This window comes from Pedobacter sp. AC212, from assembly GCF_979258625.1.
The window spans coordinates 3,647,286-3,671,881 of record NZ_OZ409870.1 but is presented as its reverse complement, the minus strand read 5'-3'; the positions used below and the strand labels follow the sequence as shown (position 1 = coordinate 3,671,881).

General features: G+C 41.5%; 17 protein-coding genes. 13 read left to right on the top strand and 4 right to left on the bottom strand.

Features of this window, described 5'->3' with window-relative positions; all coding sequences use genetic code 11:
* Window positions 1-33: 33 nt before the first annotated feature.
* Window positions 34-354 carry a hypothetical protein gene (locus ACZZZC_RS15605; protein WP_463487621.1) on the bottom strand — a complete coding sequence of 107 codons (321 nt, stop codon included), beginning with the start codon at window positions 352-354 and terminating at the stop codon, window positions 34-36.
* Between the two features lie 577 nt (window positions 355-931).
* On the opposite strand from ACZZZC_RS15605, the gene ACZZZC_RS15600 reads away from it, so the two are divergent.
* Window positions 932-1,333, top strand: coding sequence for a hypothetical protein (locus tag ACZZZC_RS15600; RefSeq protein ID WP_463482992.1), 402 nt, complete (start codon window positions 932-934; stop codon window positions 1,331-1,333).
* 789 nt (window positions 1,334-2,122) lie between these two features.
* Here ACZZZC_RS15600 and ACZZZC_RS15595 read toward each other — a convergent pair.
* A complete protein-coding gene (locus ACZZZC_RS15595) occupies window positions 2,123-2,224 on the bottom strand; it encodes a DUF6965 family protein (RefSeq protein WP_463482991.1) in 102 nt (33 codons plus the stop codon).
* 79 nt (window positions 2,225-2,303) lie between these two features.
* On the opposite strand from ACZZZC_RS15595, the gene ACZZZC_RS15590 reads away from it, so the two are divergent.
* The 3 genes from ACZZZC_RS15590 (at window position 2,304) to ACZZZC_RS15580 (ending at window position 5,314) form a co-directional block, all read left to right on the top strand.
* Window positions 2,304-2,450: an MGMT family protein gene (locus tag ACZZZC_RS15590; RefSeq protein WP_463486276.1), complete on the top strand. Its 147-nt coding sequence runs from the start codon at window positions 2,304-2,306 to the stop codon at window positions 2,448-2,450.
* A gap of 904 nt (window positions 2,451-3,354) precedes the next feature.
* Window positions 3,355-3,552 (top strand): hypothetical protein, encoded by a 198-nt coding sequence (locus ACZZZC_RS15585; RefSeq protein ID WP_463487620.1) that lies wholly within the window; start codon window positions 3,355-3,357, stop codon window positions 3,550-3,552.
* A gap of 721 nt (window positions 3,553-4,273) precedes the next feature.
* Complete coding sequence (locus ACZZZC_RS15580) at window positions 4,274-5,314, top strand: IS110 family RNA-guided transposase (protein WP_463487619.1); 1,041 nt, start codon at window positions 4,274-4,276, stop codon at window positions 5,312-5,314.
* 404 nt (window positions 5,315-5,718) lie between these two features.
* Here ACZZZC_RS15580 and ACZZZC_RS15575 read toward each other — a convergent pair whose 3' ends face one another.
* Complete coding sequence (locus ACZZZC_RS15575; RefSeq protein ID WP_463487618.1) at window positions 5,719-5,904, bottom strand: hypothetical protein; 186 nt, start codon at window positions 5,902-5,904, stop codon at window positions 5,719-5,721.
* Between the two features lie 112 nt (window positions 5,905-6,016).
* On the opposite strand from ACZZZC_RS15575, the gene ACZZZC_RS15570 reads away from it, so the two are divergent.
* Window positions 6,017-6,868: a transporter gene (locus tag ACZZZC_RS15570; RefSeq protein WP_463487617.1), complete on the top strand. Its 852-nt coding sequence runs from the start codon at window positions 6,017-6,019 to the stop codon at window positions 6,866-6,868.
* A gap of 653 nt (window positions 6,869-7,521) precedes the next feature.
* Here ACZZZC_RS15570 and ACZZZC_RS15565 read toward each other — a convergent pair.
* On the bottom strand, window positions 7,522-8,511 hold the full coding sequence (locus tag ACZZZC_RS15565) for a phytanoyl-CoA dioxygenase family protein (protein ID WP_463487616.1): 990 nt from the start codon (window positions 8,509-8,511) through the stop codon (window positions 7,522-7,524).
* Window positions 8,512-8,598: 87 nt separating this feature from the next.
* Here ACZZZC_RS15565 and ACZZZC_RS15560 point away from each other — a divergent pair, with 87 nt between their 5' ends.
* The 8 genes from ACZZZC_RS15560 (at window position 8,599) to ACZZZC_RS15525 (ending at window position 23,578) form a co-directional block, all read left to right on the top strand.
* Entirely contained in the window at window positions 8,599-9,285 is a 687-nt protein-coding gene (locus ACZZZC_RS15560) for an aspartyl/asparaginyl beta-hydroxylase domain-containing protein (protein ID WP_463487615.1), read from the top strand.
* Window positions 9,282-10,235 carry a hypothetical protein gene (locus tag ACZZZC_RS15555; RefSeq protein WP_463487614.1) on the top strand — a complete coding sequence of 318 codons (954 nt, stop codon included), beginning with the start codon at window positions 9,282-9,284 and terminating at the stop codon, window positions 10,233-10,235. Before ACZZZC_RS15560 ends, ACZZZC_RS15555 begins: the two co-directional genes overlap by 4 nt.
* Window positions 10,228-10,770, top strand: coding sequence for an adenylyl-sulfate kinase (gene cysC, locus ACZZZC_RS15550; protein WP_463482984.1), 543 nt, complete (start codon window positions 10,228-10,230; stop codon window positions 10,768-10,770). Before ACZZZC_RS15555 ends, cysC begins: the two co-directional genes overlap by 8 nt.
* A 202-nt stretch (window positions 10,771-10,972) precedes the next feature.
* Entirely contained in the window at window positions 10,973-11,938 is a 966-nt protein-coding gene (locus ACZZZC_RS15545) for a metallophosphoesterase family protein (protein ID WP_463487613.1), read from the top strand.
* Between the two features lie 3 nt (window positions 11,939-11,941).
* Window positions 11,942-12,511: a phage tail protein gene (locus ACZZZC_RS15540; protein ID WP_463487612.1), complete on the top strand. Its 570-nt coding sequence runs from the start codon at window positions 11,942-11,944 to the stop codon at window positions 12,509-12,511.
* Window positions 12,483-13,664 carry an ABC transporter substrate-binding protein gene (locus ACZZZC_RS15535; protein ID WP_463487611.1) on the top strand — a complete coding sequence of 394 codons (1,182 nt, stop codon included), beginning with the start codon at window positions 12,483-12,485 and terminating at the stop codon, window positions 13,662-13,664. Before ACZZZC_RS15540 ends, ACZZZC_RS15535 begins: the two co-directional genes overlap by 29 nt.
* Before the next feature lie 13 nt (window positions 13,665-13,677).
* A complete protein-coding gene (locus ACZZZC_RS15530) occupies window positions 13,678-22,644 on the top strand; it encodes an Ig-like domain-containing protein (protein WP_463487610.1) in 8,967 nt (2,988 codons plus the stop codon).
* A 55-nt stretch (window positions 22,645-22,699) separates the two neighbouring features.
* Window positions 22,700-23,578: a PorP/SprF family type IX secretion system membrane protein gene (locus ACZZZC_RS15525; RefSeq protein ID WP_463487609.1), complete on the top strand. Its 879-nt coding sequence runs from the start codon at window positions 22,700-22,702 to the stop codon at window positions 23,576-23,578.
* Window positions 23,579-24,596 lie beyond the last annotated feature (1,018 nt).

The window sequence follows — 24,596 nt, the reverse complement described above, 5'->3', positions numbered from 1 at the left end:
AATTAGCTACAAGTTTTGTAGGCCTAGAAAAACTCATTGGAATGCAATCTTCCTCCTGAATAAAATCAAGCCTGCCACTCCAAAGAACATTAAGGGAATATAGTCGTCAATAGGACATTGTCTAACATTGAAGGTAACCACCTTACCATTCTGGTAATAATTATTAGGATACTGCGTTGGACTACCATCATTTTTATAATCAACCCAACAACCCGCTGATGGGATTGCATCTTGAACATTGGAAGCGTAAGTTATCAACGAACTAGCTCCAGCAGGGCAAGTTAATCGATAAGCGATTGCAGTGGTATAAAATTTCCCTGGAGACTCACCAGGCTGCGGCGCTGTATATATCATATCTACGGTGCTCCTTCCCGCGCTTCCTGCGACAGGTACAAAACAGCCGGTTTGCGAAAAACAGTTTACAGCACAGCACGCCAACACAAAAAGTGTTGCTGAAAAAAGACCAGGAATAGACATTTCGCAAAGATGCATCAAAAAAAGCTTTTGTAAACCCAGAATTAGCGAATTTTCACAACTGAAATGTTTTGAACTTATGTACATTCTTAGTTCACTGAATCAAGACCTATTGGTTCACTACCTAAATTTAACGGCAGCCAAGTATTTGTCTCGTGATAAGTACCTAAAGGGTTACGATTTCATCGTTGAGGTAAATATTTTAAAACATTCTGTCTATCTTCATTGTATATAGTGTCTATCCCGTTGTATGAATTCTTTAAACTCAGCTTTTCAATGGCTCTCATTGAAGACATGCTATGTATTGCACGAAACAAATTTCGTACGATACTGCACTAACGTAGTTTACGTTTTGTTCGCTTTTGTAATCTTGCTATTGCTACTAAAGAGCGGAATTCTTTACGAGTCTGCATCCGATTTATTCTTCCACTAATATTTTACTGTCCAGAATACTTTTATGAAAGTTAAGTTGATTTTACTTTTCGTTATATCATTGTTTAGCACTTATTCATGTTTTAGTCAGGGTTGTTTAATTGCCAAATATGATACTTTCGATAAGGTATTCAACAAACCTACTGCTGCTGGCGCAACAACCTTCGTTCCTGGTAATGGAAATAATTTTGTGAATTTTACAGGTGCTTGTGGTGTCCACACATATATTCAGGTTTTTGGTCCTTCCACTGGTCCCTGTTCAGTAACTGAGAATGGAACAACGAAGAATGGGCTATATTACACCAATATATCCCCACCCTTCAAGAGCCCATGCAACGTTCCGCTTGATGATCACATTTGGTGGGTAATGCTTATAATCGTTCCTGTAACCTATTTCTCGATTAGAAAAAAAAATAGCCTAGTTTAAAAACTCACTAGCATGCATTTCTTTCGGCTGTTCATCATTACTTCCATCTACAGAAAAGCCTTCTTCGTCATCATCATTGGTATTTATCGATGCCCTATTAAGCATAAAGTTATTCCCTGCTAATTTCCATCTTACATCCCATTCGGTCTAACCGAAGTATTTGCAGGCGCCTGCGATTCTGGAGTGTGGGCGGCTATCAACTCGCTCCCGTCTAGTGGACTTTACTTTGTTTGGCTTGGACTTATTATTTCTGCTAGGCCGTTCATTAAGATAATAGAATCGAAAAAAAAACTGGATGTTTGCTTTCTTCATTGAAACCTAAAGTGAGATTACTATTGTTTCTCCGTCAATATTATTCCCCAGGAATTTAATAAATGCAGGATCTGGCTCCAGATAATTATTTTGAATAGCAGATGCGATAATGAGGAGCATTTAGCGCTGATTCTCTTCAAATATTTGAAATAACAGATTTGAGTCATCGTAAATCTTTTTCGGCAAGGTTAACGCCTTTCCAACAATGCAAAATTGGTTGGCAACAACACAAGGGCCATATCTCATGACTTCTTAACCTTTCCAGTCTCGGCTTTCTACTAATCAACCGTTTGTCTTAGAGATCGCAATTATTTGACGGGAATACTGCCGGATCAGAGGGAAAGCATATTGATGAAGCCGGTTAAATATAACTTTCTGTAATCAACTTCATTTGCTGCAATCCAATATGATAGGGGAGTTAATTTTCGAATCAGGTTTTGTGCTCATTGGAAAAAAATGCAATTCCAGAAACAGATCTTAATCGGTCACCTCAACTGCAGCATTCAGGAATACGGGCATATCTGTATGAGGTGCATTTTTAAACCACTCTTCCAGTTCACTAACTTGCGTTAATGTCATATGGCAAGCCTAATCGAAAACCAAAGTAGAATGGGATTGTTTCATCGACTTGCCGGAGTTCTAGGAAAAAGTTTATGAAATCGTAGCGCTCACCCCCGAGGGACATGTAACTACTTATGGAGCTATAGCGCACTGCTTGGGTTCTGCCCAATCATCCAGATCAGCTGGAGTCGCAATGAATCATTCACATTTAACTCATCCAACCTTCCTGCTCATCGGTTGTTAACCGTTCGGGATTATTGACCGGCCGAGACCACTTCACTAATATTACTGTGCACGAACTTTTCTAGAGTGAGGGAGTTGTGGTGTTTGATGAGCAGGTGCAAAACTTTAGTGCAATCTTCTGGGATCCGAAAGATCACCGATAAAATAAACGCGGATTCCTCCTTGTTGTATTGGCATGCCACGTCGCAAACACAAAGTTCCAAGCATAATAAAAGGACCGATAGAAGTTGCTAAAAAAACTTGAGAACAAAATATTGCAGAGTTTGAGGAGCAGTTTTATAGCAGCAGAGGTCGATTCAAAAAAAATAATATAGCCAAAACACTTACTTCTCATAAGAGTTGTAATACCATTCATCTACCTATGGTGAAAACATACATTTGGTTAGTGTATAATATTAAAGCTGTCTTGAGATAGCCTTTTTCTTAACAGTCTGGGATGATTTAATAAGAGTAAAGCCTTGCAGTACAATGCAGGGCTTTGTAGTTTTCAAACTAGGATATATTAAGTTAAAATGTAATTTTAGGGACTTTGGTAGCCTAAAGCAGATTAAATGTCGGGCAATTTGCCGGCAATAGAATTTATCGGGTGATAAATACACCGCCCATTAGGTAGTTATACATTTTAGTATACATTTTTATTTCAAGCATTTTAATTAAATATTTTATCATTAATTTTATGTGAACCTTAAACTAGTGGGATGACACTTAACTAGTATTCTAATACCCTGTCATGGATTTGGCAGGGTATATTAAATTTGAGTATTGTTGATTAACTTGAGAATGTCTATAATTGTGGTAGACAATACAGTCTTGAGGATCACAGGATGACGGCTCTCAGCTTTCGCGAGGAAAGTATACATCCCCTGTTATTTATTTAGCAGGGGATAAATTAACCAGTTCAAATTATGACAGATCAAGAATTCAGTAATTATGCTTTTAAGGTCTTGCTTAGTCTCGGTTTAACCTTTATATTATTGATCGGTATGATTTACCTTTCGTTTCCTGTTCAAGAACCCGCGAAACCTGGCGAGCACATCAGCTATGATTATGAATTAATGATCTTCAACTCTGAGGTACCTCGGGCTGAATTATTGGAGAAATAAAAAACCACCTTGAGTGATTGTATATAAATGACCTCGTTCATTCTCTGAAAAACTTAAATTTTCTGTTCATTTTTTGTTCATTGTACAAATAGAAAAATTGAGATAAGTCAATTTTCGTTTGTTATAAGATGAAAAGATTTATTTTGCTTGCATTATTGTTTCTCTGTACAGATTCAATCGCCCAAAATGGATGCCTTGACGGATCAACTACAACTGGAACCCTATACACGCAAAGAAACTCTGTTTTCAATTTCCTTTATACGAGAAACAGAGGCGGTTTCTTAACTTCTGCCCCAGCTTGTCCTAGAGTTAGGCTCATAACTCGTACTGGAATAGGCACCTGTCAATTTGCAGCATTAGGCCAAACCTATGATGAGTGGACTTACGAAATTTTAAATCCCCCTGTTCAATGCGATCTCGATCATTATGCCTATGGAGCTGTGTTAGTTGCAGGCGTGTTTGTCTTCAGGCGAATGAGGCGATAAGTATCTGATTTTAGGTTGATAATTGTATTATTCTTACTATATTCAAATATCAAATCACTCAACCTTTGATATAACTATTTTTGAGAAAAACCTAGTATTACTTATAGGAAAAACCCATCAGAAATATTAGGCTCAAAAATAATTCTTATATCATGGAAGAAGCGACCTTTCCACAAAATTAGTGAAATCTATAAGGGATTTAAGGACTTTAGAGTGATTTGATTTTACAGTAATTCATGAAGTCAAAAGCGCTATCAGTTATTAAATACTTTATCGGAATTGATGTTGCAAAAGCGACATTTAATTATTGCGTAAGATATGGTGGCGGGCATGTAAATAATGGAAAAGTATCCAATAACGTCGAATCGATAATCGATTTTGTAAATAGCTTGAATCAAATACCCGGATTCAAACTTAGATATGCAGTTTTTGGAATGGAAGTTACTGGCGTTTATGGGATTGTTCTCATGAAAACCTTAATAAAGATGAAGGCTAAAGTTGTAGTTGAACCAGCATTACGCATCAAAAATTCACTTGGTACTATTAGAGGTAAAAACGACAAACTAGATGCGGCACGAATTGCAAGATATTTAATCAAAAATTTGCAAGAACTAAAATTATGGGTGCCACGCAGACAAATTATCGAAGAACTAAGTAGTTTATCTACTTTGCGTGAACGTATTGTTAAGATTAAAACTATAATAATCACTCCATTAGAGGAAGATGATGCATTTATTGATCAATCCATCTCGAAAGCAAATATCGATCTTTGTCAACCCTCAATTGACAAAATTAATGATCTAATTACCAAAATCGACGATCGCATCAAGATATTATGGAAAAACGATGTTCACTGTAACAGGCTGATGCAAATCATGCTTTCAGTTATGGGTATTGGTGATGTTACTGCACTACAAATTCTTATCCACTCAAATGAATTCAAATCAATTACCACTGCCAGAACATTTGCGTCCTATTGTGGGGTGGCACCATTTGAGCATAAATCAGGAACTAGTATAATCAAGAATTCACGAGTATCGAAATTCGCTAACAAACGGATTAAATCGCTTCTTCATAACGGCGTTAGAACTTGCATAGCGCATGATCCTGAAATTAAAGCTTATTATAAAAGGAGAGTCGAAATAGATAAAAAAAACAAAATGTCAACAATGAATGCCATTAAATTTAAGATTATATGCCGTGTTTTTGCATGCGTTAATGGCGATCGGTTGTATGATAGAAATTATGTGTCTAAAGCGCCGGAGGCGATAGTATAAAAAAGCCACAAATTCCTGTATGGCTTGATCGGGCTTGCCCCGCAACCAATTAAGATAGCGGGGGAAAACAAAAATTTAATTGAAGCGTTATTATACCATGTCACCATTTAAAGCAGCAATATTTGTAGGCGTAACAATAGGCCTAGTTTCATTCATCGGTATCAAATTACTATCGACCCGTCATCGAACAGAGGATGGTAGGTTATTTATTTAACCGACCAATGAGGTATACCTAAACTCATCACTCAATGCCAAAGGAATGAGAATATGTAAATTATGCATGCACGAAAAACCATCAGGGCATTTATCAGTATTGACCCTTAATATCTCCTTCGATTCCTTGGTAATAAAATCGTAAACCACATTGTCAAACATTTTGAATTACGATACTTTAGCTTCTCCCCCTATATATCTTTTATAAAAGTCATCGTACCGAACTTATGCCATTGATCTGGACAAGTATCAACGCCTGTCTCTTCGCTAAATTCCATGATCATTGCTTCGGTGTAATTCGCATCAGCAATTTCCATCTTACCACTAACACCGTTTATTTTTCTTTTTTGCCAATCAGACAATTGTTTTTCAATCAATATGATCTCGCTTTTATCCTTGGTAACAATAGTTAAGTTCTCATACCTCAAAAAATCTAAACCGGATTGCTAATTATCTTGTTGTTCGTCTGTCCACATTATACTTTCCAAAATGAGCATTAAAATTTACCGTACAGAGTCAAACTTCCTCATCTTTCTGTTTGTAGTGTTGTTTGCTGGCAGCACCTCGGCACAGCGCACACAGAAATCAAGCTATTCGCTTCTTAATCCGGTTCCGGCTGCGTCCATGGCAGAAATGGAAACAGATCGGCCAGACGTGACCGAATCAGCACATACCGTTGATGCGGGACATTTCCAGTTTGAGTCTGATCTGTTCCGGTCTGTGCAGAAGAGGGTAGGGGAAGAATCTACCACCAAGTTCTTTGCAAATAATTTTTATCTAAAGGCTGGCATTAGCGGTACAACCGAGCTTCAGCTCGGCGCGGAACCCATCGTCTGGCAGGTGAAATCAGAACCCGGCGAAGAGCTGGAGCGCAGTCACGGCTTTGGAAACTTCAGTCTCCGGCTGAAACAGAATTTTCTAGGAAATAAACGGGGAAACTTTGCACTCGCTGCCATGCCCTATATGCGTTTTCCGACCTCTGGGTATGAAGATTCTCGATATGAGTATGGTCTGATCGTTCCTATGCAGTTAAAACTTGCGGGTGATTGGAAGCTTGGTTTTCAACTTGAGGCCGACCATTTAGAAGATGAAGAGGATTCAGGTATGCACACTGAATTTCTCCAGTCGGTAAGCCTTAGCCACCAGCTTATTAAAAAAGTTGACGGTATAGCCGAGAGTTATTATACTTATGACTTCAAATCCCATCACTGGTCGAATTACATTAATGCCGCAGTGCAGGTGGAAGTATCGGAAGGAATAAAGCTAGACGGAGGACTGAATTATGGTATTCAGGCCGACGCTGGGCGATCTTGCTTTATTGGAACCAGTATCAGATTTTAATACATCTTTATCTTAAAAAACCAATTCTACCGACTCATCTGTGAAGAATTTTTACATTTTTTTCATTAAAGACAAAATGGAATATATTGTTTCATAAAAAATAAGGGATGGAGGCTAACCTAAATATAAACACACTTAAGCAGGCCGTCTCGAAACGGTTCGGAAGAGAGGTTGAAGGCGAGGCTTGAAGTGAGCGGCTGTCAATAGGGGTTTTCTTGAGCACAAATCATTATATCAGTAAAGCTGCCATTACGTGTTTCTTTGGAATTAGCGCTAATGGCGGAACTGTAAATTCAATGATTTTGTCGTTTCTTGGTGAGCACGCCCATGTTTAACCACGCAAAAAAAATAGTCCTCACTCAATACGTTGAACCATAACATCCCAATATAATTAAACGAGTGAATAATTTCTTGCTTTGATTTCTACAGCCTCAAGGCCGTTTAGGGTGAGCTAAACTCGTCAATGATCACGCCTTTACGACTCGCAGTATCTATGGATGTAATTTTTCCCCTTTTCAAGCGCTGAAATTATTTTTAGTTTTTGGGAAATCGTTTTGGTAATCTGGTGTTTTTCATATGTATAACTTTGCTTTAAAAGATAAAAACTGAACCAAGTTACCCACATTGAAATCGCTTTTTAATTGTTATTGTGTTTACAGCAGCCCAAAACTTACATACTGTACAAACCTGGGTTGATCGGAATGATTCGGACTAGCGGCGTGGGGTAAGGCTTCGAGCCAAACAACTAAATCGCCTTTTTTGCCGGCAACGGCAATCTGCCGGTTTTCTTGCCTCAGTTTTTCGATGGCTACATCCGGATGGGGGTGTTTAGAGAGGAACATGTCAATTTCGTGGTGGAAGCCAGGGATCAATGTCAATGCGCCTCTTTCTGCAGGAACATCGTTAAGGTAAACCAGGCCTTGAATGTGGTACTGAATGCCTCTGCTAAAATCAATGTCCCAATGAAGCGGAGTTCCGGCAAAGCGGTAGTGAGTATTTTCCGGCGGATTATAGCTTAGTTTTTCGGCATTCGGAACGATATTCTTGCCGCCATAGAGCTGCATGAATACTGCTTTCAGCTTGGCGTTGTGGCGGATTTTATCAATACAGGCCGCCTGATAGCGTTGGAACATCATGCCTTGCAATAATTCATGAGGCTGATACCAGGTTTTGGGATTATCGCTTTGGATGCCTAAGCTCGTTTCAATAAAAGTAATTACTTCTTCGCAATCCTGTTCGGGTACTAGGCCGGAAATTTTCAGGTATCCGTTTTTTGCCCAGGAATCCATATTCACTTCATCCAGAAGCTGGGGAAGGATCGTATCGTTTTCTGATGTACCTGCCCGGAGCCATTCATTAAAATTATGAATTGATTTTAAATGCGTTTCCAGTCCCTTTAATCCGATCAGCCATTCCTTAAAATGTGCGGCATCCCTGCACTCCTGATATAGGAACTGGTAGGTTTCAAAAATGCCGATCTGGAAGAAAGACAGAAACATTTTCTCTTTTAGGATCAGCGCGTCATCTTTTGATTCTGGTGCCTCGTTTGGGCGGTGATTTTCATAGTAAGTAAGGATAAAGGGACAGTCTGGCTGGGGCGTGGTATTTAAATGAGGTTCAGGAAGCTGATGCATGGATACCATTGATGGGGGATTGGAAAAGCATGAAGTTGCAAAATAATTTGTTTAAGGACAAACTGTTTGCTAACATTACAATCAAATCCCGAACCATTGTTAGATTACATCCAGTTTAAGCATCATTATGATGTGGAGCAGCTCCAGGCAGAACTTTCCATTTGTTTACAGCAGGAATGGGGCGATCATTTTAATCAAAAAGATTATCAGGGTTGCTGGCAAAGTATTTCTTTGCGTTCTGGCAGTGGCCGGGAAGCAGATATTTATGCGAATTACGGTGTTTCAACCTATCAGGATACTCCACTGCTGGATCGCTTACCTTATTTCAGGGAGGTGATTGATGCCTGGGAATATGATAAAGAAACCATCCGTTTACTGGCCTTGCATCCTGGAAGCGAGATTAAACCCCACCGCGATTTAGGCTGCAACTATAAAGAGGGTCATTTTCGAATTCATATTCCGGTTCAAACCAATGCAAATGTGATTTTTAAGGTAGCGGAAGAAACCCTTGCGTTAAAGGAAGGCAGTTGCTGGTACATTGATTTTAGCCAAACGCATAGCATTAAAAATGATGGAAATGAAGTTCGGGTTCATCTGGTGATGGATGGGATCAGGAATGGGTGGACAGATTCGCTTTTCGCAGCACATGGTTATGATTTCGACGCGGAGCATGTAGCCGAAAAATATGATGCAGCAACCAATGATCAGATTATCGCTGAGCTGGAACGGATGAATACTGATACGGCCCGGGCATTGATTAAAAATTTAAGGGCGGGGAGATGAAGGCGCATTTAAAAAACTGGATCCCTTATCATATTGGTTTTGAGGGTGGACAATGGCACGTTGATTGGCTGGATTTGCGTGATCATCACATTCAGGAACCTTTCTTTGATGAAACGATATCAATTTGCAGGGCACGCATGCGCATGCGCTCCCGCTTCCATCCGCAAAGCGATCTGGCCTTTTTGCTGCAAGCTGCCGCCGGCGTGAAAAGTTTGACACCAACAGCCTTTATTTTTCATGTATCCAGATGTGGTTCCACTTTGTTATCCCAGGCACTCGCCGCAGCTCAGGATCATATCGTGATCGCGGAAGCACCTTTGCTTGATCAGGTGTTGCGGATGCGAGAAAAGGATGTCTCTTTAACGGAGCAGGAACTTAAGGGTGTTTTCTTAGCGGCTATTCAGCTGATGGGTAAACAAAGAACAGGAAGAGAAAAACATTACTTTATTAAACTGGATAGCTGGCACCTGCACTTTTATGCTTTATTGAGAGAATGGTTCCCGGATACCCCCTTTTATTTTTTATCCCGTGAACCTGCTGCGGTGCTGGCGTCGCATTACAAAAGAAGAGGCATCCAGAGCATTCCGGGTTATATTTTACCTGCGGTGTTTGGAATGGAACTTAAACCGGCTGACTTCGAGGATTTCAATTTGTACACAGCAGCAGTACTCGGCGGATATTATGATCGTTTGAGAAGTTATCATGACTTAAACTTTCCACACAATCATTTTTATGATTACCGTTGGGGGATGCAGGGAATGGTGCCTCATTTCCAGCGGGCTATCGGGCTCGAATTTTTGAAGCCGGCCATGATCGACAGGATTGCTTTTCACAGCAAGTATCCAGATAGGCCCTTTAAAACGGAGATAAGCCCGGATGCATCTTTTCGTTATGAGATTGCAGAAACGGCCTATTCAGAATATTATAAAACGTTGCGTATTGATGGCTAGAATTTTCCAGTTTACTGGTTTATCCGGAGCAGGAAAAACCACATTAGCCCATGCGCTCGAAGCAGCACTAAGCCTTGAAGGATACCGGGTGGCGGTGATTGACGGCGACGTATACCGCGGAAAGCTATGCAAGGATTTGGGTTTTAGCCGGGAAGACCGCATAGAAAACATCAGGCGCCTGGGTGCCGTGGCGGAAGAGATGAATCAGCATTATGATGTAATCATCATTTCGGCCATTAATCCCTATCAGGAATCAAGAACCTTATTAAAAAACATGTACGACGCACTTTTGGTACATATAGATTGTGATATCACTACTTTGCGATTGAGGGATACGAAGGGACTGTATCAACGAGCCTTTCTGCCCGACCAGCATGAGGATAAAATCTATAACTTGACGGGAGTAAATGATAATTTTGACGAGCCTGTATCTGCAGATTTTCGGTTGCATACGGGAGAAACGCCTATTAATTTGTCTGTCTGGATGCTGAAAAAATACATGTTATCAGCTATACAGAAAAAATATCGTGTATGATTGCGTGTACAAAAAATGCTGATAAATTAATTTTTTCAGAATTCTTTATGGCTATATTTCGACTAATTATACCTTTAAATCTACTTAGGGCAAATGTTTATCGATAATTAATGACATTTGTCAAACTCTTGTAAATAAGGCTATCTTGACTAAAAATTTTATTACATCTTTGTAAGAATTAATCCTCCTTACAAACGCTTTTATGAATACAGATAGAAGATCTTTCCTTCGGAAAAATCTCTTCGTTGGCAGTAGCTTGCTACTGGCAAATTCGCTTGATGCCCTTGCAGGCGTTGCGAAATCTATTAATACCCGTGGGGTAAACCAATCGCAGTTAAAAATGATGTACACTAACGACCTTCTTGGGAAGGTTAACGCGGCTTACCGGGATTTCGGGGGGCTTCGCCAGTTGCATAACACGATTAATAACGAAGAGGTTTCGGCTTTATTGTTTGATGCTGGTGGTTTTCTAAATGCCGGCCACGATAAGAATGATCAGTTGCGGGGCATCGATATCATGAATAAGATCAATTACCATGCTGTAAACCTGAGCGCTGCTGATTTATTACAAGGTATAGAATCGTTTAAAGCGCTCATTCCTTATTTCAATTTTCCATTACTGAGCTGTAATTATCATTTTGAAGACCCGCTTTTAAGAAAAACGGTTAAGTCCTATCAAATTCTACAGTATGGTAAATTTAAGGTAGGCGTAACGGCAGTAGGTGAAAGTGCGAATATTGCTGGCCTGGTGGTAAGCCATCAAGAAACGGCTTTGAACAGAGTTAGCCATTTGCTGAAAAAAAAGCACCACTGTGATGTAGTAATTTGCCTGGCACACCTGGGTTTTAACAAAAAAGCGAGAATCAATAATAAAATCCTGGCGCAATCTTCCATTGGCGTGGATTGTGTAATTGGCGGAAACGCGAATGAAGGCAAAAGTCAATTATGGATCGTTAAAAATGCTCAAAAGGAAGAAGTATTGTTGAGCAGTAACCACCATAAAGGTTTATCAACTGCAACCCTTACCATCGCATTTAGTGAAGAAAAAGAAAGGGCAGGTTTGGCTTTTAAACAGCATGTACCGGGAGCTAACAAAATCCAGTCTCAACAACAATTGCTGTCATTGATGGCGGCTCGAAATAATAACAATTACAATTTTAATATCTAAATTATGGAAGAATATATTGCGATAATAAAGCTATTTGCCGGGAATTATGCCATGAGAGGCTGGGCTTACTGCAACGGTCAGTTGCTGAGCATTTCACAAAATGCAGCTACTTTTTCATTAGTCGGAACGACTTATGGTGGTAATGGAATAAATACGTTTGCTCTGCCTGATCTACGCGGTAGAGTGGCTATTGGTGCTACGAATGGATCAGTGCCCGGTTTAAGCCAATACCAGTTAGGACAAATTTCGGGAGTAGAAAATATAACATTGCAGATTAATCAAATGCCCCAGCACAATCATACTGGTGTCTTAGGGCAAATTGCTGATAGTAGCGTAGGTAATAGCTCATTACCCACAGGAAATAGATTAGCAATAAGCCCGAAAACGGGTTCAGGGCCAAATGCAACAACTTTGAATACTTATACAAATGGAACCAGCAACCCTACGTCTTTAGCTGGACAAAATGTCACAATAGGGCTAAGCGGAGGCGGGCAGCCTGTTTCCATTCTACAACCATATCTTGCTTTAAATTATATTTTTTGCCTTGAGGGCATTTATCCGTCCAGAAACTAAATTGAACAGACCCATCAAAGTTGGCTTTTTGATGCCCTATTCGGGCATTTATCCTTACTATGCACAACATGTGATGGCGGGGATTTACTGTGCGGCTGCGAAAATGAAATTCAGTCAGCAAGACTTTGCTTTTGTACCGGTTTATGTTGGTCAGGGAGGTATAAAAGCAATCCTGGAAGCCCTGCAGAAACTTCTTTTCTTTGAAGGGGTGGATGTGGTTACCGGCATGGTGAATATCAAGGTGCTGGATGAAATCCGTCCCTTGCTGGAAAATCACCAGAAGCTGGGATTGTTTTTCGATATGGGTGAACTGGCACCATCACCTGCAGGTTACGGCCCAAATATCGGCTTGATTTCCATGAATTTCTGGCAGGCACAGTATGCACTGGGTAAATGGGCGGTAAAAGAATTTGGCAAAGATGGTCAGCTCATAGCGCCCATTTATGAAGCAGGTTTTAATTTAAATGCAGCCTTTGTGGATGGTGCCGGTGCTGCCGGAGCGGAAAGGCTACACAGCATGGTATTAACTGAAAATCTGGCCAATAAAGATGGTTTGTACCTGGAAGGATTTTTTGCCGCTCTTGAAAAAGATCCGCCCCATTTTGTACACGCCATTTTTACGGGTAAGATGGGCAACGACTTTTTGCAACAATGGCGCAGCAGTAAGTTCTACGATGCCATTCCTTTGCTGATTGCCGAGAACATGGGTTATGAAGATATGCTTGATGATGTGAAACACCTCGGCATCAAAGTATATTCAAGCTCCAGCTGGAACCGGAATGATGAAAGCGTTTACAATCGCAACTTTATAAAGGATTTTGAGGATTTCGGTAAACAACAAGCCAATGTTTTTGGCATGATTGGCTATGAAATCGGTCTTTCACTCGCAGAAATGATGCCTTTAATTAAAAGAGGCGAGTCAGCTAATGCTTTACAGCAGCTAAAAAACCAGTGTGTAACTGGCCCGAGAGGTGTTTTAGATGTAGATGCCGATGGCAGGCAACGGCCAAACATCGACATTACCAGAATCATTACGAATAACCAAAATATAAACCAAACAATCATTGCCCAAACATCAGCAGTAGGATTTGATACTTCTTTGTTGTATCAGGAAACTGTGAGTGGCTGGCAAAACCCCTATTTATCCGTTTAGTACACGCTCCAAAATGAAGAGATTCTTTACAAAATCAGGTATTGTCTTATCGGCTATACTGTTTTTTCTGTCCTTGGCTATTCCTGCGCTGGCGCAATACGCTGAAACTACCCTCGAACAGGGCGGGCTTTATAGTGCGATGGCGAAAGATGCCGCTAACAATATTTATGTCACCCGTGTGAAAAGCGGCACCAATGGCCAAACCTATGAGGTGGTAAAGTACACCAATCCCTTAACCAATCCGGCGGGAACGCCTGTGGTGGTGTATACGGGGCTTACACATGGGGCTCAGGAGTTTCCCTGGGGTCTTGCGGTAGCTTCTAACGGTGATGTGTACCTCTCCACTGATTTTACTGATACGAATAAAAACGGAGAAATTATTAAGGTTTCGGCAGCGGGAAATTACACCAGTTCAACTTCGTTTCTTACCGGAAAGTATTTTACGGCACTTACCATTGCCAATGATCAGCTTTATGTATCGGAATATAATGGAGCAACTAATAAATACGATGTTGTAAGATATGCCACCGGAGCTTCACCAGGCACTGCAACCATGATTCGTGCAGGTTTTAATGTTGGGGCTGGTTATTCGTACATTACAGGATTGGCTGTTGATGGAAATGGCACTACATACATCGCGGCGCCATTTGACGGGGTAGATAAGGGCAGCATTATTAAAATTACATCATCAGGAACAGAATCTGTTTTATCTGCTGGCGGTTATCCTTCGGCATTGGCTGTTGATGCACAAAATAATCTGTATGCCAGTGAATTTAGCGGCACGGCTAATCAGTATAAATTAACGAAATACGGTGCTGCCGGTGGGGCGACAATCATCAAAAACAACCTGAGTCAAAATGGATTTTATTATCCATGGGGAATAGCAGAAACCAATTCATCCCTATTTGTTGTGGATGGAGATGATGGAATAAACGGAGGCAAGGTGATTATGCTGAAACCAATCATCCCTGCGCCTTCCACACCATTATTGGCGGCAAGCAGCGATTCTGGGATATCCAATTCAGATCAGATTACCAATGTAGTAAGCCCGGTATTTACAGGAACTGCAGAGGCGAACGCTACAGTTAAACTATATGAAGGGGCAACGCTACTGGGTTCAACTTTGGCTACCAATGGTGCCTGGTCGATTACGCTGAGCACTGCTTTAACTGCAGGGGTTCATAAATTTACGGCTACTGCTACCAATTCTAGCAACATAACCAGTGCACTTTCGGGAGAGCTAAGTATTACTGTTGATCTAACTTCACCATCTGTTACCATTTCAAGCAGTAGTGTAGCTTTGAAAGCTGGGGAAACAGCTACCATTACTTTTACATTTAGCGAAAACCCGGGAAATACTTTTACCTGGGATGGTTCTTCGGGTGATATCACAGTATCGGGAGGTACGCTAAGTGGCATTTCGGGTGCTGGACTAATCAGAACAGCAATTTTTACGCCTGCTGCAAACACGAACAATGGGGCGGCCAGTATTACGATAGCGGCTGGAAGTTATACCGATGTTGCCGGAAATGCAGGAGGCGCTGGTCCAAACCAGGCCTTAACTTTCGATACGCAGATACCGGCTATAACATCAGTACCTTTTCTAATCGCGGCTAGCGATAGTGGTCTGTCGGCTACAGATGGAATTACCAATGTAACCACACCAACTTTTACAGGAACTGCTGAACCTGGTACTACTGTAACTTTATATGATAATGGCAGTACAATTATTGGGTCTGCGTTAGCAACAGGAGGAAACTGGTCCATTGCAGTAAGTACACCACTCAGCATTGGCGGGCATAGTATTACTGCAACGGCAAAAGACGCTGCGGGCAATACAGGTCCGGTATCTGGAGCCCGGTCGATAACCATTGATAGGGTATCTCCTGCAGCGCCAGCCAAACCCGTTTTTGCTGCCGGAAGCGACAGCGGTGTTTCCACTACAGATGGAATTACCAATATCACCAGTCCCACTTTCACCGGAACTGCAGAAGCTGGAGCTACGGTGAGACTTTATGATACAGATGGCACAACCGAACTAGGAAGTGGAGTATCTACAGGTGGGTTATGGTCGATCACTACGAGCCCATCACTAGCGGCCGGAAGCCATAACATTACTGTCAAAGCCACTGATGTGGCCGGAAATACAAGTATTGCGTCATCAGCATTTTCCATCATCATTGATCTGACGGCGCCTGTAGTAACAGGGGTTACAAATAATGACATTTATACGGCACCTGTTTCCAGGCTTGTTGCATTTAACGACGGCACCGGAACGCTCAATGGAAATCCTTTTACAAATAATACCAATGTGAGTGCAGTGGGTAACTATGTACTCGTTGCCACTGATGTTGCAGGAAATTCCACTACCGTTAATTTCAGTATTGTTAAAGCTACGCCGGTGATTACCTGGGCTAATCCAACTGATATTACCTATGGTACAGCATTAACGGCTACGCAATTAAATGCTACAGCAAGCGTTCCCGGAACATTTACTTATTCGCCGGTTTCTGGCACAGTGTTGTCTGCAGGTGCTAATCAAACCTTAAATGTGAATTTTGTTCCGACGGATGCGGCGAACTATAATTCAATCAGTAAAACAGTAAGCATTAATGTAGGTAAAGCTACACCGCTAATTGCCTGGGCTAATCCGGCAGATGTTACATATGGTACGGCATTAACGGCTGCCCAACTGAATGCTACAGCAAACGTTGCCGGCACCTTTACCTACCTGCCGGTTTCAGGTACGGTGTTGAATGCAGGTGCAAATCAAAACTTAAAAGTAGATTTCGTGCCGACAGATGCGGCGAACTATGCTTCGACGAGTAAAACGGTGACCATTAACGTGGGTAAAGCTACACCAGTAATTACCTGGGCAAATCCTGCAGATGTTACTTTCGGCACGGCGCTAACAGCTACGCAGTTAAACGCAACAGCAAGTGTTGCTGGCACCTTTACTTACGTGCCGGTTTCTGGTACGGTGCTGAATGCAGGTGCAAACCAGAACTTAAAAGTAGATTTCGTGCCTACGGATATGCTGAATTATGCTTCGACAAGTAAAACGGTAACGATTAACGTTAGCAAGGCAACCCCGGTAATTACCTGGGCAAATCCTGCCGATATTATTTATGGTGCGCCATTAACGGCTACCCAACTGAATGCAACGGCTGGTATTCCCGGCACCTTTACTTACGTGCCGGTTTCTGGTACGGTGCTGAATGCAGGTGCAAATCAGAACTTAAAAGTAGATTTCGTGCCTACGGATGCGGTAAACTATGCTTCGACAAGTAAAACGGTAACGATTAACGTTAGCAAGGCAACCCCGGTAATTACCTGGGCAAATCCTGCCGATATCACTTATGGTACGGCACTAACAGCTACGCAGTTAAATGCAACAGCAAGTGTTCCGGGTACACTGACTTACACCCCTAATTTAACCACGGTTTTAAGTGCCGGTGCAAATCAAAACTTAAAAGTAGATTTCGTGCCGACAGATGCAGTTAACTATGCTTCGATAAGTAAAACAGTAAGCATTAATGTAGGTAAAGCTACACCTGTAATTACCTGGGCAAATCCGGCAGATATTACGTATGGTACGGCACTAACAGCTACGCAGTTAAACGCAACAGCAGGTATTCCGGGTACACTGACTTACACCCCTAATTTAACCACGGTTTTAAGTGCAGGTGCAAATCAAAACTTAAAAGTAGATTTCGTGCCTACGGATGCGGTGAACTATGCTTCGACGAGCAAAACAGTAACGATTAACGTGAGCAAAGCTACACCAGTAATTACCTGGGCGAACCCGGCAGATATTACGTATGGCACGGCACTAACAGCTACGCAGTTAAACGCAACAGCAGGTATTCCGGGTACACTGACTTACACCCCTAATTTAACCACGGTTTTAAGTGCAGGTGCAAATCAAAACTTAAAAGTAGATTTCGTGCCGACAGATGCGGTGAACTATGCTTCGACGAGCAAAACAGTAACGATTAACGTGAGCAAAGCTACACCAGTAATTACCTGGGCAAATCCGGCAGACATTACCTATGGCACGGCACTAACAGCTACGCAGTTAAACGCAACAGCAAGTGTTGCTGGCACATTTACTTACCTGCCGGTTTCTGGTACAGTACTGAATGCCGGTGCAAACCAGAACATAAAAGTAGATTTCGTGCCTACGGATGCGGTGAATTATGCTTCGACAAGTAAAACGGTAACGATTAACGTGAGCAAGGCAACCCCGGTAATTACCTGGGCAAATCCTGCCGATATTACGTATGGCATGTCACTAACAGCGACGCAGTTAAATGCAACAGCAAGTGTTGCAGGAACATTTACTTACCTTCCGGTTTCTGGTACGGTGCTGAATGCAGGTGCAAATCAGAACTTAAAAGTAGATTTCGTTCCGACGGATGCTGCTAACTATAATTCAACCAGTAAAACGGTAACCATTAATGTGGAGCAGGCTACACCAGTAATTACCTGGGCAAATCCGGCAGATATTACGTATGGCACAGCACTAACAGCAACCCAATTGAATGCAACGGCTAGTGTTCAGGGTACACTGACTTACACCCCTAATTTAAACACGGTTTTAAGTGCAGGCGCAAATCATAACTTAAAGGTAGATTTCGTGCCGACAGATGCAGTTAACTATGCTTCGACAAGTAAAACAGTAAGCATTAATGTAGGTAAAGCTACACCATTAATTACCTGGGCAAATCCCGCAGACATTACGTATGGCGCGGCGCTAACAGCTACGCAGTTAAACGCAACAGCAAGTGTTGCAGGGACACTGACTTACACCCCTAATTTAACGACGGTTTTAAATGCAGGTGCAAATCAAAACATAAAAGTAGACTTCGTGCCGATGGATGCAGTTAACTATGCTTCGACAAGTAAAACGGTAACGATCAACGTGAGCAAAGCTACACCGATAATTACCTGGGCTAATCCTGCCGATATTATTTATGGTGCGCCATTAACGGCTACCCAACTGAATGCAACGGCTGGTATCCCCGGCAGCTTTACTTACCTGCCGGTTTCTGGTACGGTACTGAATGCAGGTGCAAACCAAAGCTTAAAAGTGGATTTCGTTCCGACGGACGTAACCAATTATACAAGCATAAGTAAAACAGTAACCATTAATGTAAGCAAGGCAATTCCAGTAATTACCTGGGCCACTCCGGCGGATATTAACGACGGTACTGCATTAACGGCGGCCCAATTAAATGCGACAGTCAATGTGCTTGGCACGTTAACTTACTTACCAGTGGCCGGAACGGTATTGAATACAGGCGCAAACCAAAGCTTAAAAGTAGACTTCGATCCAACTGATGCTTCGAATTATACAGCCGTTAGTAAGAAAGTAACCATAAACGTAGGCAAAGCTACACCGGTAATTACCTGGGCAAACCCGGCAGACATCATTTACGGTACGCCATTGAGCGCAACCCAACTGAATGCAACGGCTAGTGTTCCAGGAACATTCATTTACCTACCAGCTTCGGGTACGATCTTGAGTGCAGGTGCAAACCAAAATCTAAAAGTAGACTTCGTTCCAACAGATGCCACTAAATACAATTCAATCAGTAAAACGGTAGCGATTAACGTAGGCAAAGCTACACCAGTAATTACCTGGGCAAATCCAGCGGATATCATTTTCGGTACGACATTAAGCGCAACCCAACTGAATGCAACGGCCAGTGTTGCGGGGGCCTTTACTTACACCCCTAATTTAAATACAGTTTTAAATGCCGGTGCAACCCAAACATTGAATGTAGATTTCGTTCCGACTGATGCGGTGAATTATGTTTCAACCAGCAAAACGGTAACCATCAATGTGGCGAAGGCTACACCGGTAATTACCTGGGCAAACCCGGTAGATATTAATTATGGTACACCACTGTCGGCGACCCAGTTAAATGCGACGGCTAGCGTTGCTGGAGTATTGACTTACACCCCTAATTTAGCGACGGTTTTAAATGCAGGCGCAAACCAAAATTTGAAAGTAGATTTCGCTCCGACGGATGTTGCCAACTATACTGCTGTTAGTAAAACCGTGACGATTAATGTAGGCAAAGTAACACCCGTAATTACCTGGGCTAATCCTGCTAACATTACATTCGGTACCGCATTAACGGCTACGCAGTTAAATGCCACGGCGAGCGTTCCTGGAACATTTACTTATTCACCGGTTTTGGGTACAGTCTTGTGTGCGGGTGCAAACCAAACTTTAAAAGTAGATTTTGTTCCATCAGATGCTGCCAATTATACAGTTGTTAGTAAAACAGTGACAATTAATGTAGGGAAAGTAACACCGGTAATTACCTGGGCTAATCCTGCTGACATCACATTCGGCACCGCATTGACAGCTACGCAACTAAATGCAACGGCAAGCGTTCCTGGCACACTAACTTATTCACAAGTTTTGGGTACAATCCTGAGTGCAGGTGCAGCCCAAACATTAAAAGTAGATTTCGTTCCGGCAGATGCAGCTGGTTATACTACCGTTAGCAAAACCGTAACGATCAATGTAGGCAAAGCGACACCAGTAATTACCTGGGCGAATCCAGCGGATATCATTTTCGGTACGACATTAAGCGCAACCCAACTGAATGCAACGGCTAGTGTTCCCGGAACATTAACTTATTCCCCAGCTTTGGGTACGATCTTGAATGCAGGAGCAAACCAAACTTTAAAAGTAGAATTTGTTCCCACTGATGCAGCCAATTATACTGCTATCACTAAAACGGTAACGATTAATGTAGGCAAAGCAGCGCCAGTAATTACCTGGGCGAACCCTGCAGACATCATTTTCGGTACGGCATTGAGCGCAACTCAACTGAATGCGGCGGCTAGTGTTCCCGGAACATTCACTTATTTACCAGCTTCGGGTACGATCCTGAATGCAGGAGCTAACCAAACTTTAAAAGTAGATTTCGTTCCGATAGATGCGGCTAATTATACCTCAACAAGTAAAACAGTAACCATTAATGTAGGTAAACCAACCCCAGTCATTGCGTGGACAAACCCAGCAGACATTACTTTCGGGACAGCATTAACCGTAACGCAGTTAAATGCAACGGCTAATGTTCCTGGCACATTTAATTACACACCTAACTTAAATACGGTTTTAAATGCAGGTGCAAACCAAAGCTTGAAAGTGGATTTTGTTCCAACAGATGCGGCGAACTATGCTTCAATAAGCGAAACGGTAACCATTAATGTAGCCAAAGCCACGCCGGTAATTACCTGGGCCAACCCGGTTGCGATTACTTATGGCACGGCCCTAACAGCAACGCAGTTAAATGCGGCGGCGAATGTTCCTGGCACCTTGACTTACACACCTAGTTTAAATACGCTTTTAAATGCAGGTGCAAATCAAAGCTTAAAAGTAGATTTTGTTCCGGCAGATGCAACCAATTATACTGCTATAAGTAAGATAGTAAGCTTGGTTGTAAATAGAAAGCCGGTTAATGGAAACATCATTTTCGCAAACAAGATTTACGATGGCAACAACTCAGCTATGGTTTCAAGTATCGCCTTAAATGGTGTACTGGCTGCTGATCTTGCCGATGTCGTGTTGACAGGATTTACACCAACATTCGCAGATAAAAACGCAGGTTCAGCCAAAGCGATCGCAACCGTAGGTGCGACACTTAGCGGCGCAAAAGCCAATAACTACACTTTATCGGGTGTAGTTTCTGGTACCGCGGCTATTACCACAAAACCAATAGTGGTTACGGCAGATGCCAAAAGTAAAATCTATGGCGATACGGATCCATTATTGACTTATACGCTTTCGCCGGGCGCCTTAGTTGCAGGAGACGCATTGACCGGAACGTTATCCAGAGTAGCCGGCGAAAATAGTGGAAGTTACCTCATTAATCAGAACAATTTAACGGCTGGTGTAAATTATATCATTACTTTCAATAGCAACAACTTAATCATCAACAGAAAGAATCTGGTGGTTACATTAGACAATAAAACAAAGGCTTACCTTGCACCAAACCCATTGCTTACTGCAAGTTATAGTGGCTTTGCCGGCTTGGAAAACAACAGCGTTTTAACAACACCTGTAAATATTGCTACTACTGCAACCGCTGCTTCGCCTTCTGGCATCTATCCGATTACAGGTAGTGGAGCTGTAGCAGCTAACTACGCAATAAGTTATGTGGCAGGTACCCTTACCGTACTTTCCAGTCCGCAAACAATTACGTTTGATGTACTGGCGAATAAATTGTCGACAGATCCAGTATTTAATTTAACTGCCACTTCAAGCGCTGGATTAACAATTAGTTATACCAGCAGCAATAGCAATATTGCCCGCATTGTGAATGGTAATCAGGTTGAGATTTTGAATCCAGGTACCGTAGTGATTACCGCTAGTCAGACTGGTGATGCAAACTATGCAGCCGCCCTTCCGGTATCGCAAAGCCTAACCATTATTAACAACCCGGCGCCGCTCATCAGTATTGTGAGTAATAAAGGTGCAAGTGTAAGCAAAGGCGAAACAGCCAACCTTATTGCAAGCGGAGCGGTTACCTATCAATGGAGTAATTCAAATGGAATCCTGAGCGGGCAAAATACATCCACATTAACCGTGAGGCCGAATGCCAATACAACTTATACGGTTACAGGTTTCAATCAGTTTGGAAGAAGCAGTACCCAGAGTTTCACTTTAGAGGTAAGGGCTGATTTTCAGGTATTGAACATTATGAATGTACTCACACCAAACGGCGACGGTAAAAATGATACCTGGATTATTGAGAACATCGATATGTATCCTAATAACTTGGTTAAAGTATTTGACAGAGCAGGAAAATCCGTTTTCGAAATGAAAGGATATAATAATACCTGGGATGGTACTTTCAAAGGAAATGTATTACCCGAGGGTAGTTACTATTACATCATTGATTTCGGCCAGGGTATTGGCATTAGAAAAGGTTTCATTTCAATCATCGGACAATAACAAAAATTAATCCGGTCGTTACACCAGATAATGGCCGGAAATAAAAATATCAAACATGAAAAAATTATTATTCCCATTACTTTGGCTGGTGAGTCTCACAGCTTACAGCCAGCTAAATCCTATGGGCTCCATGTATTATCAAAATCAATATTTAAACAATCCGGCAATGGCTGGGATAGCACAGGGATGGGAAGCTAATGCCGCTTACAAAGCGCAGTGGACATCTTTAGATGGGGCTCCATCCATGCAGGCTGTAACGGCTACTTATGGTTCTGAAAACAGTAAAATCGGTGCCGGGCTTTCATTTTACAATGAAACATCGGGGGTGATTCAACGTACAAACATCAAAGGTAGTTTTGCTTATCATTTGCCGTTAAACAATGGCGGCAGTTATATCGATTTCGGCTTGTCTGCCGGCGTGATGAACGAGTGGATTGATTTCAGCAAGGTTAGAGGTGATCAAAGCGACATGAGCCTGAATAATTTTAATCAGCGTAAACTTTATTTCGACGGAGATTTTGGAATCGCTTTTAGGACTAATCGTTTGACCATTCAGGGTGCACTTCCCAATATGAAACGCTTTTTTAACCGTGACCTGGTTAGGACTGTAGTAGACCGTTCCAGTTATTTTGGGGCAATTTCCTACAAATTTTTAAATCCAAATGGTGTGCTTAATGTACTTGAACCTAAGTTAACCTATAGGGGAATTGATAATTACCGGGATATCGTAGACCTGGGTTTGAATACCCAGTTTTGGGGAGATAAGTTGCTCTTGAGTTCCATTTACCACACCACTAATAGTGTAACTGTTGGCGCTGGAACAACTTATCAAAATCAATTTTCAGTTTTGTTATTTTACACCAGCAACACATCTGATTTGCAAAATTATACTAATGGAGAGTTTGAGATCGGTTTAAAGTATCACTTCAAATAGCAATTGCACTAAAAGTTTCTATACATTAATAACACCAAGCCAATTTTCTGATTTTGATTAGAGCAACATTCCGATAACCAATCTAACGAAAGTAATCCTTGATTGCATAGACAAAGAGAAAGATTGAAAACGCAACTGATAAACATCAGTAAAACATTATTTAAATGTGTAACGTCTTGTCGTAAATTTTATTTGATGCTAGTTTCAATTGAAGGAAATTTCAAATAGTCTGAATTAGGTTGTGGTTTGGGCAAATGCCAATTCCCTTATATATTACCAAGTAAGTGGACCAACATGATAAGGTTTTAGATAAAACTTAAAATTCCTCAATAAAGCCAATCCAAACTGCTTTTAGGATATGTTAGACGCCCTTCGACAATTTATTTATGGGGTTGTTTTCTCACTTGAGAGAAGTTAACTTAACCAACCTGGTTCATTCGCTTACAAAAAAGCAGTGGATTTAGGAGAACGATTTAAACCTCTAATAGGAGATAGTGGGACAATATTTGCTTAAAAGGGTAATATTGTGGCCATATTTCAGTGAGTAAAATTGTAGGACCTTACGCCTTTAGTTCAGGAAATCAGAGCTGACGTATGAGGGAAAAAATAGCGATAAGTAAAAACTTAATGTTTTCGTAATACAGATTTCGGCTCAAAAGACCTGGATATAATAATTAAATCCTGCCAAACTATACAATGCTGTCGGTACAAATAAAAAACGGGAACAAAACCTAAATTCTGTTCCCGTTCATCTAAATTAACGCTCTCAAAAGCTAATATAGGATTTTTTTTTAAATTGAAGTAAAATACACCATATAATCCTCTTGCGCGGGGGATTTGCCAATGATCCCATGGCAATTTACAAAAGATCGAGAAACACATTCATAATGCTTTTACACACCAGGATCCCTGTTAAAGCATGTTTTCGGTCCGTTTGCTATCGGGGCATATTACACCAACATCTCCACGATCAGGGAACCGTTATAAAAATAATTCTCTTGAACCTCAGTAGATTAGT

Excerpts from the sequence above, each read along its gene's own strand:
- ACZZZC_RS15540 (WP_463487612.1), top strand. The coding sequence starts at position 11,942 with ATGGAAGAATATATTGCGATAATAAAGCTATTTGCCGGGAATTATGCC.
- ACZZZC_RS15600 (WP_463482992.1), top strand. The coding sequence starts at position 932 with ATGAAAGTTAAGTTGATTTTACTTTTCGTTATATCATTGTTTAGCACT.
- ACZZZC_RS15530 (WP_463487610.1), top strand. The coding sequence starts at position 13,678 with ATGAAGAGATTCTTTACAAAATCAGGTATTGTCTTATCGGCTATACTG.
- ACZZZC_RS15545 (WP_463487613.1), top strand. The coding sequence starts at position 10,973 with ATGAATACAGATAGAAGATCTTTCCTTCGGAAAAATCTCTTCGTTGGC.
- ACZZZC_RS15565 (WP_463487616.1), bottom strand. The coding sequence starts at position 8,511 with ATGGTATCCATGCATCAGCTTCCTGAACCTCATTTAAATACCACGCCC.
- ACZZZC_RS15570 (WP_463487617.1), top strand. The coding sequence starts at position 6,017 with ATGAGCATTAAAATTTACCGTACAGAGTCAAACTTCCTCATCTTTCTG.
- ACZZZC_RS15555 (WP_463487614.1), top strand. The coding sequence starts at position 9,282 with ATGAAGGCGCATTTAAAAAACTGGATCCCTTATCATATTGGTTTTGAG.
- ACZZZC_RS15585 (WP_463487620.1), top strand. The coding sequence starts at position 3,355 with ATGACAGATCAAGAATTCAGTAATTATGCTTTTAAGGTCTTGCTTAGT.
- ACZZZC_RS15580 (WP_463487619.1), top strand. The coding sequence starts at position 4,274 with ATGAAGTCAAAAGCGCTATCAGTTATTAAATACTTTATCGGAATTGAT.
- ACZZZC_RS15605 (WP_463487621.1), bottom strand. The coding sequence starts at position 354 with ATGATATATACAGCGCCGCAGCCTGGTGAGTCTCCAGGGAAATTTTAT.
- ACZZZC_RS15525 (WP_463487609.1), top strand. The coding sequence starts at position 22,700 with ATGAAAAAATTATTATTCCCATTACTTTGGCTGGTGAGTCTCACAGCT.
- cysC (WP_463482984.1), top strand. The coding sequence starts at position 10,228 with ATGGCTAGAATTTTCCAGTTTACTGGTTTATCCGGAGCAGGAAAAACC.
- ACZZZC_RS15595 (WP_463482991.1), bottom strand. The coding sequence starts at position 2,224 with ATGACATTAACGCAAGTTAGTGAACTGGAAGAGTGGTTTAAAAATGCA.